7 protein-coding genes and 1 riboswitch are annotated in these 7871 nt (G+C 44.4%); of the genes, 4 read left to right on the forward strand and 3 right to left on the reverse strand.

The features are described from left to right. Nucleotides 1–70: 70 nt before the first annotated feature. Nucleotides 71–1315 (reverse strand): tryptophan synthase subunit beta, encoded by a 1245-nt coding sequence (trpB, locus tag FTU86_RS12325; RefSeq protein ID WP_005179981.1) that lies wholly within the window; start codon nucleotides 1313–1315, stop codon nucleotides 71–73. Beyond that, entirely contained in the window at nucleotides 1296–1940 is a 645-nt protein-coding gene (locus FTU86_RS12330) for a phosphoribosylanthranilate isomerase (RefSeq protein ID WP_075168221.1), read from the reverse strand. Before FTU86_RS12330 ends, trpB begins: the two co-directional genes overlap by 20 nt. Nucleotides 1941–2085: 145 nt before the next feature. Continuing rightward, nucleotides 2086–2307, forward strand: a riboswitch (cobalamin riboswitch). A 35-nt stretch (nucleotides 2308–2342) separates the two neighbouring features. Here FTU86_RS12330 and FTU86_RS12335 point away from each other — a divergent pair. From FTU86_RS12335 to FTU86_RS12345, 3 genes are all read left to right on the forward strand, one after another. Further along, entirely contained in the window at nucleotides 2343–4229 is a 1887-nt protein-coding gene (locus FTU86_RS12335) for a TonB-dependent siderophore receptor (RefSeq protein WP_180048555.1), read from the forward strand. A 94-nt stretch (nucleotides 4230–4323) separates the two neighbouring features. Next, on the forward strand, nucleotides 4324–4905 hold the full coding sequence (locus FTU86_RS12340; RefSeq protein WP_016658650.1) for a cob(I)yrinic acid a,c-diamide adenosyltransferase: 582 nt from the start codon (nucleotides 4324–4326) through the stop codon (nucleotides 4903–4905). Nucleotides 4906–5050: 145 nt separating this feature from the next. After that, nucleotides 5051–5764: a glycerophosphodiester phosphodiesterase gene (locus FTU86_RS12345; RefSeq protein ID WP_005179990.1), complete on the forward strand. Its 714-nt coding sequence runs from the start codon at nucleotides 5051–5053 to the stop codon at nucleotides 5762–5764. A gap of 62 nt (nucleotides 5765–5826) precedes the next feature. On the opposite strand, the gene FTU86_RS12350 is transcribed toward FTU86_RS12345, so the two are convergent. After that, nucleotides 5827–6318 carry an META domain-containing protein gene (locus FTU86_RS12350; RefSeq protein WP_005179993.1) on the reverse strand — a complete coding sequence of 164 codons (492 nt, stop codon included), beginning with the start codon at nucleotides 6316–6318 and terminating at the stop codon, nucleotides 5827–5829. A 228-nt stretch (nucleotides 6319–6546) separates the two neighbouring features. Here FTU86_RS12350 and FTU86_RS12355 point away from each other — a divergent pair, with 228 nt between their 5' ends. Further along, entirely contained in the window at nucleotides 6547–7713 is a 1167-nt protein-coding gene (locus FTU86_RS12355) for an acyl-CoA desaturase (protein WP_005179996.1), read from the forward strand. Nucleotides 7714–7871: the final 158 nt, after the last annotated feature.

Below are 7871 nucleotides of genomic sequence, written 5' to 3' on the forward strand. Positions count from 1 at the left end.
TTTAAATCCTCCCCCTCCTTTTACTAAGGAGGGCTATTCCCTCTTTCTTAAAGAGGGTTAGGGAGATTTTTTACATATCCACCATTTCCACGCCATCAATACGCGCTACCGTCATCAAGTCTTTATCACCACGGCCTGAAACCGTTGCAATAATAATTTGATCTTTCGACATGGTTGGCGCCAGCTTGGTTACATACGCCATCGCATGTGAACTTTCTAATGCCGGAATGATGCCTTCAATCTTGGTCAGGTCACGGAAACCTTGTAAAGCTTCCTGGTCATTAATTGGCACATAATCCACACGATGCATATCTTTCAGGAAGCTGTGCTCAGGACCCACACCCGGATAATCCAGACCAGCAGAAATCGAATGGGTTTCAATAATCTGACCTTGTTCATCTGACATCAGGTAAGTACGGTTGCCGTGAAGGACACCGACATGACCGGCATTCAATGGCGCAGAGTGTTTCCCCGTTTCAATGCCTAAGCCCGCCGCTTCAACACCGTACATTTTCACCTCCTGATCATTCAGGAATGGATAGAACAGGCCCATAGCATTAGAACCACCTCCCACACAGGCCACAAGTGCATCCGGCAGACGGCCGGCTTGTTCCTGAATCTGACGGCGTGCTTCACGGCCAATAATGGACTGGAAATCACGCACCAGTTGCGGATAGGGATGTGGACCCGCCACAGTTCCGATCACATAATAGGTTGAATCGACATTGGTGACCCAGTCACGCATCGCTTCATTCATGGCATCTTTTAAAGTTTTAGAGCCACTTTCTACCGCGACGACTTTGGCACCCAGCAAACGCATACGATACACATTCATGGCCTGGCGCTTCACATCTTCCGCACCCATGAACACTACACACTCAAGACCTAAACGCGCCGCGATGGTTGCTGTCGCCACACCATGCTGACCGGCACCAGTTTCGGCAATAATACGTTTTTTACCTGAAAGTTTGGCCAATAACGCCTGACCAATGGTGTTGTTCACTTTATGCGAGCCGGTATGGTTCAGGTCTTCGCGTTTTAAGTAAATCTGTGCACCACCCAACTCTTTCGACCATCGCTCAGCATAATACAGTGGACTTGGACGACCGACGTAATAAGCGAGATCACGGTCGAATTCTGCCAGAAACTGTTCATCATTCTTCATGCGGAAATAGAGCTTTTCCAAGTCTTCTAAAGCCGCCATCAGGGTTTCTGACACAAAACGTCCGCCATGGATACCGAAGTGCCCTTTTGCATCAGGGAACTGGGTATAGTCAATTGCCTGTTTTTCTGTATTAACAGTTTGCTGATCCACGATGGACTCCTTGCATAAAGCGTTCTATGAGTTGTTGGTCTTTAATACCTTTTGCGGATTCTACGCCTCCGCTCACATCTACAGCAAACGCGGCTGTGGTGTGAATGGCGTCTTCAATATTGTCAGGGTTTAATCCACCGGCCAAAATCAGTGGAATATCCAGTTGGGGAAAGCTGCTCCAGTCAAAGCTGTGCCCGGTTCCGCCCTTTAATTCAGGATGCCAGGCATCTAAAAGTACAGCGCTGGCACCGGCCTGCTGATATTTTTGAATTTCAGCCACCACATCTAGGCCCGGTTTAACCTGAATCGCCTTGTACCAGCGACGTCCAACCTGCTGTGCAATTGACTGGCACTGTTCCGGGCTTTCATCGCCATGAAATTGCAGGATGTCCAGCGCGACTGTATTGAGAATGGCCTGAATCTCACGGGCTGAGCTATTTACAAATAAACCCACCACCTGCACATAAGGCGCAATGGCCTGTACCAGAACGCTGGCCTGTTCTGCGCTCACACTGCGCGGACTTGGAGGATAAAATACAAAACCAATTGCATCTGCACCACTGTTGACGACGGCATGTACATCTTCAACCCGGGTGATGCCGCAAATTTTGGCACGGGTTCGCATAACTTGTTTGGCTCTCGTAATGCCCGCTTTATAGCCTATCTATAAATATGGGGCCGGCTCATTGTAATGCAAATTTTTTCACTTGAGTAAAGTTCAGCCTGATAATTCTTGCACAAGTTGTTTAAAATGCATACGGCACTTATACTGCGCCCGTTTCACAGCAAGTTTAAGCCTTGGCTTTAGGGAAATTGGTGAAAATCCAACACTGCCCCCGCAACGGTAACAATGAAACATATATCAGTTTAAATCATACGATTTACACCACTGTATTCAGATATGGGAAGGTGGATATATAGGTCCAGGTCATCATCAAGATGCTTGGCGCCACATTGAAGTCCGGATACCTGCTTGTTGTGCCCTTTAACTCAATCATTCACGTGGGGTGAATGTATGGAGCATTTCATGTCTATTCAATTTCAACCTACTGCCTTGGTAGGTGCGATCGCACTTGCGTTGGGTTTTTCATCTTCAAGTTTTGCCAACGAGTCTCCAACAGCACAAGCCAAGCTTAATACCATTGTGGTTACAGCTTCTCGTAGTGAGCAAAATATCAAGGATGTGCCTGTACGAATGTCCGTTTTTTCTGAAAAAGATATTCACCAATCACCGATTTCAAACCTCGGGGATCTACTGCGCAAAGATGCTTCTCTCAATATCGTACAGAGTGGTGGTATTGGTCAAACCACTTCAGGATTCATACGTGGTACAGACTCTAAGCACCTGTTATTTTTAAAAGATGGCGTCAGCTTAAATACAGCACTAGATGGCGGAGCTAATATTCCTTATATTGATTTGAGCGATCTTGAGAGAATTGAGATTTTAAAAGGCCCCGCTTCGGTACAATATGGAACTGATGCTATTGGCGGTGTTATTAATGTCATTACTAAAACACCTGAAAAAAATGCTACGTTTATCACCACCGAAGTTGGTGAAAATAAAACTTATAAAGCGGTTATTGGAGCAGATTTAAAAGATTCATCAGGTTTTTATGCGCAAGTTAGAGCACAAAATTTAGAAAGTGATGGTACGCCTGTCACCGATAAATCTAAACAAAATAAAGCTTTTAACCAACGTGGGTATAGTACAAAAATCGGTTTAGATACAACGCAGATTAAATCGTCTTTGAGCTTTAGTGAAAATCAAGGTATCAACGAATTTAATTATAGTTCTCAGGACTTTTTAAATCGCGTTCTGATTGCTTCGACACAATTTAAATTAAATCCAAAGATTAGTTTAAATGCACAATATTCTAATTTTGAAGATGAGTTAATCAGTCAAGGCTACGGCTATTTGTTCTACACAGAACGTGATGAAGCTGACCTCCATCTAAATTGGAAAATGACGGATCATCAAAATGTATTGATTGGTTCTTCATTAAATTATGCCAATATTGAAAGTTATTCCATTAATGGACAAAAACAAAATTTAGATACCATTGGCTATTACATTCAACATAAACTAGATACCGAGCAACTGCATACTCAAGTGGGTTTACGTCTCGAAGATCATGAACAATTTGGAAGCCATATTGTAGGGCAAGTCGCAGGACGTTTTGATTTAACACCTACAACCAGCATATATAGCAATATTGGTACAGGCTTTAAAGCACCGACAGGCAATCAGCTCTTTTATGCAAGCACTTTTATTGATACATATGCTAAACCAAGCCCTATTACCTATATCACGACTGGCAATCCAAACTTAAAACCAGAAGAAAGTATTTCATATGAAATGGGCATCGATCAAATATTCGGTCAGGGCTTTACAGGCTCTGCATCGATTTTTGAAACTCGGGCCAAAAACTTAATTGATTATGTTTCTGAATGGGATGAATCCACCCAAACATCTGACTCGTCCTATATCAATACAAGCAAAGCCAAAATGACAGGTGCTGAAATCGGTTTGAAATGGCAACATGAGGACTTATTTTTCAATACTCAATATGCTTATGTCAAAACTCAAAACCTCGAAGAAGGATATGAATTGGCTCGTCGTCCACGCCAATCTTTTACGACTACAATTGGTTTAGAAAATGAGAACTATGGTTTGAGTGCTTCATTAATTGCCAAATCCACTTCTAAGATTTCTGCAGCAAAAAACTCTAAAGAACTCCCAGGCTATGCAACTGTAGATTTAAATGGCTATTGGAATATTAATTCTAATATTAAGTTATTTAGCAATATCAAAAATATTGGTGATGTGAAATTTAAAACTGCTTCATATGGTGGTGATGAATATTACATCAACGGTGGTCGCCTCGCATCTGCCGGTGTGACCTTTAAATATTAAGCCCATCCAAGTTCAAGCAAATACTTTTGGGATCATGTCATGGCTATGGCATGATTCTTTTTATTTACAGCATTTCATTATTTAAGGAACTTACATGGGTCACCGCTTAAGTAAAATTTATACCCGCACAGGCGATTCAGGCACCACAGGTCTCGGTGATGGCTCACGCGTCGCCAAAGATGATTTACGTATTACCGCACTCGGCGATGTCGATGAACTGAATGCCACCATTGGCGTACTGCGCGCACAGATTGCCGCCAGCACCATTCAGGACAAAGCCAGCTGGGATAAATCTTTAAGCCTGATTCAGCACTGGCTATTTGATTTAGGCGGTGAAGTCTGCATTCCGGGCTTTACTCTGGTACAACCGGTATCAATCGAGTTTCTGGAAAACGACATCGATCGGATGAATGAAACCCTGCCCATGCTTAAGGACTTTATTCTGCCTGCCGGCACCTTGGCGTGTAGCTATGCCCATCAGGCCCGTGCTGTCTGCCGCCGTGCCGAACGTAGCGTGATGTCGGTGCATAGCCGTGACCAGAATATTCAGGCCACCTCTTTACAGCTCTTAAACCGTTTATCTGACTGGTTATTTGTGGCTTCACGCACCCTGCAACGCAGTGAAGGCGGCGCTGAAGTGCTGTGGCAAAAAAATATTAACGAAACGATTGAATAAAGCCGTCATTTTCATAGAAAAAATTGATGAAAATATGCGCTGATCTGACTTGTATAAATTTAAGATCAGCGCACAATAGCGCTGTCACATCCCGGTCATCTTAAAGGCTCACAATGAAACTTCCTCCCCAAACGCTGAGCCTGTTATGCGTATAATTGGACATCGTGGTGCCCGCGGCGAAGCCCCGGAAAATACCCTGGGCGGTTTTCAGTATATTCAGGATTTAGGCGTACGCGCCGTCGAGTTTGACGTACGTCAGCTCAAAGATCAGCAACTGGTCATTATGCATGATGATCATTTGATCCGGACCACCGGTCAGGACCGTCCGCTGTATGAATGCAGCACGCAAGATTTACATCATTATAATCAGGCCTATGGTTGGAAAAACTGGTCGAACTTTGAAATCACCCCGTATTTAAACCAGACCCTGGCCCTAATCCAGAACTTTGAACATATCGAAGTTGAAATTAAAGCGGTGGAAACCCAGGCGCAGGCTGAACAGCTGACTCTGGCCTTGCATCAGCAGCTCAAAGGCTTTGAACATTCTGCTGTGATTACCAGTTTTGACCTGAAAATTCATCAGGCCTTACAGGCGCAGCAATCGACCTTTAAGCGCGGTTTACTGATTGAAGAAGATATTCAGGAACAGGCCATTGAACAGGCATTGCACTTTGGCTGCTGCCAGATTGGCTGGATGAATGAACTGGCGACCCCGCGCATGATTCAGGCCACCCAGCAAGCACAACTGGGGGTGAGTGTCTGGACGGTCAATGAAGTGGAACGTGCCAAACAGCTGAAAGATTTAGGCATTAACGGTTTAATTACCGATTTCCCAAAACTGATGATGCAACATATTTAAAACAATAGATGCTCAATCAGCCTGCATGTTACAGGCTGATTTTATATTGATTGAACTTCTATTTAGCGTTGATTGGCCTGAATCAGCATTAGCCCGCGCTCATCCAGCAAATATAAGGTTTTACCCTGTAACTGGAAGCGTTTGACCCGTTGCAAGGCATCCATCAAGTCGGCTTCCTGCGCCAGCGCATGATCACAACTATTATGCGTGGCACGGCTGTTCAGGCTTAAACGGCCCTGACTGAACTGCAGCTGATAGCGGCCGAAAAGAGAATTACAGCCGGTATTGCCCTGCAGATTCTGAAAACGGGAATTGAGCATTAAATACGGGCTGGCATGAAAATAACGTGCCTTTTTCCCCTGAATGGTTTGAATTTCCCAGCGAATATCCTGCAGACCATCGCTACTGCGTTTAACCGCTGCCGGTGCTTTTACCGCACGTGGCTGTGACTGGACTTTGGAGGCTGTAGAAGACGGCGGTGTGCTTTGACAGGCCGTAATGAAAACCACCGCGATCAAATACGGCAAAATTAAACTAATTTTACGGTATCTCATGTGATTGATTTCGCATTGATCAAGGATTTATCTTTATCATGCCGCAGCCTTCGATAAAATCAATGAAGCTTCAATCTTATTCTGTTACTGTTTAGTACAATACATCTGTACAATAATGCTAGTGACGCCGAAACGCGCATGCTAATATGCTCAAATCTTATTCCATACAAAAAGTAATGGATTAAGCACTTCTTTACACCTCCCCAGCTTTCAGGAGTACTGTTGGAGATGAATGCTCCCCTACCCAAAGCCCCAATTAACTGGGTTGCCGTTTTTGCTCTGGTGTTCTTGCCAATTGTCGCAATCATTGCCATCCCGTTATATGCTTACCACCATGATTTTAGCCTTGCAGCTTGGATCAGCATGTTTGTTTTACTTGGCGTTAGCAGCTTGGGTATTACAGCAGGTTATCACCGTTTATGGGCGCACCGTGCCTATGAAGCCACTTTACCTTTGAAAATCATTTTAATGATTATGGGCACCTTTGCCGTACAGAACAGTATCCTGTTCTGGGCCTCAGGTCACCGTACCCATCACCGTCATGTCGATGATGTCGATAAAGATCCGTATTCCATCAATAACGGTTTCTGGTACGCCCATTTAGGCTGGATGCTGCGCGACTATCCGGCAGCAGAACCGAACTATAAAAATGCGCCAGATTTGCTGAATGACAAACTGGTGATGTTCCAGCATAAATACTATGTACCGTTAGTGATTCTGGTACATGTTGGCATCTTGCTACCAATTGGCTGGGCTGTGGGCGACATCTGGGGTGTTTTACTTTTAGGCGGCTTAATGCGTCTGATTCTGAGCCACCACGTCACCTTCTTTATTAACTCGCTGTGTCATATGTGGGGCAAACGTCCATATACCGACGAAAATACGGCGCGTGACAACTTCTGGCTGGCTATTGCCACCTGGGGCGAGGGTTATCATAACTATCACCATATCTTCCAGTACGATTACCGTAATGGCGTGAAATGGTGGCAATATGACCCAACCAAATGGTTAATCTGGAGCTGTTCGAAACTGGGTCTGGCAAAAAACCTGCGCCGTATTCCAAGCTTTAATATTAAAAAAGCGGAACTGGCGATGAAGTTCAAATATGCCGAGCAGGACCTGGCGGTATATGGCCACAATGTCAATGACGACATCAGCAGCGTCAAACAGCGTCTGGCACAAGAATATGAAGCCTTTACCCATACCCTAAATGACTGGGCCAAGTTAAAAGAGCAGGAAATTCAGGCCAAGAAATCGGCGGTGGCAGAAAAAATCCATCAAATGGATGACAAGCTGAAAGTTGAATTCCAGCTGGTAGAACAGCGTCTAACCCATCATCGGGAAACCCTGAACATTCTGATGCGTAACCTGAAAAAGAATCCGGTTTCACAATAATACCAAAGCCCTGCAAAAAGCCTCCTGATGGAGTAATGCCAGTCAGTTAAGCAAATTTTAGTAAAATGTAGTAAAAATGAGTGTATGTAAATACGCTCATTTTTTTATGTCTTTATCTGAACATTTAGAATCCACTCTTGAACATGCTCTCCCATCAC

The organism is Acinetobacter sp. YH12155 (assembly GCF_013418255.1).
Classification (GTDB): domain Bacteria; phylum Pseudomonadota; class Gammaproteobacteria; order Pseudomonadales; family Moraxellaceae; genus Acinetobacter; species Acinetobacter indicus.

What these genes read in the sequence shown, in the direction of transcription:
- FTU86_RS12345 (WP_005179990.1), top strand. Translation starts at nt 5,051, where the DNA reads ATGCGTATAATTGGACATCGTGGTGCCCGCGGCGAAGCCCCGGAAAAT.
- FTU86_RS12330 (WP_075168221.1), bottom strand. Translation starts at nt 1,940, where the DNA reads ATGCGAACCCGTGCCAAAATTTGCGGCATCACCCGGGTTGAAGATGTA.
- FTU86_RS12350 (WP_005179993.1), bottom strand. Translation starts at nt 6,318, where the DNA reads ATGAGATACCGTAAAATTAGTTTAATTTTGCCGTATTTGATCGCGGTG.
- FTU86_RS12340 (WP_016658650.1), top strand. Translation starts at nt 4,324, where the DNA reads ATGGGTCACCGCTTAAGTAAAATTTATACCCGCACAGGCGATTCAGGC.
- FTU86_RS12335 (WP_180048555.1), top strand. Translation starts at nt 2,343, where the DNA reads ATGTCTATTCAATTTCAACCTACTGCCTTGGTAGGTGCGATCGCACTT.
- FTU86_RS12355 (WP_005179996.1), top strand. Translation starts at nt 6,547, where the DNA reads ATGAATGCTCCCCTACCCAAAGCCCCAATTAACTGGGTTGCCGTTTTT.